At 48.5% G+C, this 813-nt stretch carries 1 protein-coding gene; it reads right to left on the bottom strand.

Features of this window, described 5'->3' with window-relative positions; translation table 11 throughout:
* Positions 1-83 precede the first annotated feature (83 nt).
* Positions 84-749, bottom strand: coding sequence for a HEPN domain-containing protein (locus I3253_RS20330; RefSeq protein ID WP_197919603.1), 666 nt, complete (start codon positions 747-749; stop codon positions 84-86).
* Positions 750-813 lie beyond the last annotated feature (64 nt).

Here is an 813-nt window from a genome sequence, read left to right as displayed (position 1 = left end):
AAATTGGCGGCATGAAAACCAACCCGGATACACCTTAGATCAGCCGCTGAGCTGTCCGAAAAACCGGGACCACTTCACTTTGTCTAGTGCTTTCTCTCATCAGCCTGGAGGCTATTCAGCCATTCCAAGGCTTTCGCATGATTTCCAAAAATTACCATCGGTTCCTGTCGAGGCGACTTAGCCATCCTAGCAACCTGTCTAGCGGGTTCAGCGTTCTTGTCGATCATCAGGTTATTCAGCGTCAGGTGCCGTTTCGCTTCATCACTGAAGTGCGTAGACGATAAGTCCAATCGAAAGTGCGATGCAAGAGGTTCGGAATACTCGGGGATGGCAAGCCTGAATATCGTTTCGTAAAGTCGTATCAATGTTTCATCTAATCGGTGAATGTCCGAAGGATAGCTAATGTAGGTCTTTTCAAAGTAACGAGAGTTTGGCGAACCGAATTTCTGAATTTGTGCTACAAAACTAATGATGTCTTTCGCTGACAATTCATTCGGAAAACGCGAATTCGGCAGCGTCTTGAAACTCCCAAGGAGTGGACTTTCTGGTTCAGATTTGATGAGTCGATCAATCAAGTTCTCTATGCTGTGATTTCTGGGTATACGTTTGTTTTGCAAGGCAAGCGCGGTCTTGCCGAACTTCTCAATGGCCTGAGACGCACTCCAATAGAACTGGCGGGTCAGGCTGACCTGCCACGGGATTTTTCCTCCACCGTTGATTAGAGTCCGACCTAACGTGAGGACGGACAATGAAGCGAACAAGATTCACGGACGAACAGATCATCGGCATCCTGGCTGAGCACGAGGCGGGCGC

It is taken from the genome of Thiosulfatihalobacter marinus, from assembly GCF_016019955.1.
Classification (GTDB): domain Bacteria; phylum Pseudomonadota; class Alphaproteobacteria; order Rhodobacterales; family Rhodobacteraceae; genus Shimia; species Shimia marinus_A.
This window is presented reverse-complemented; position numbering and strand designations above follow the sequence as displayed.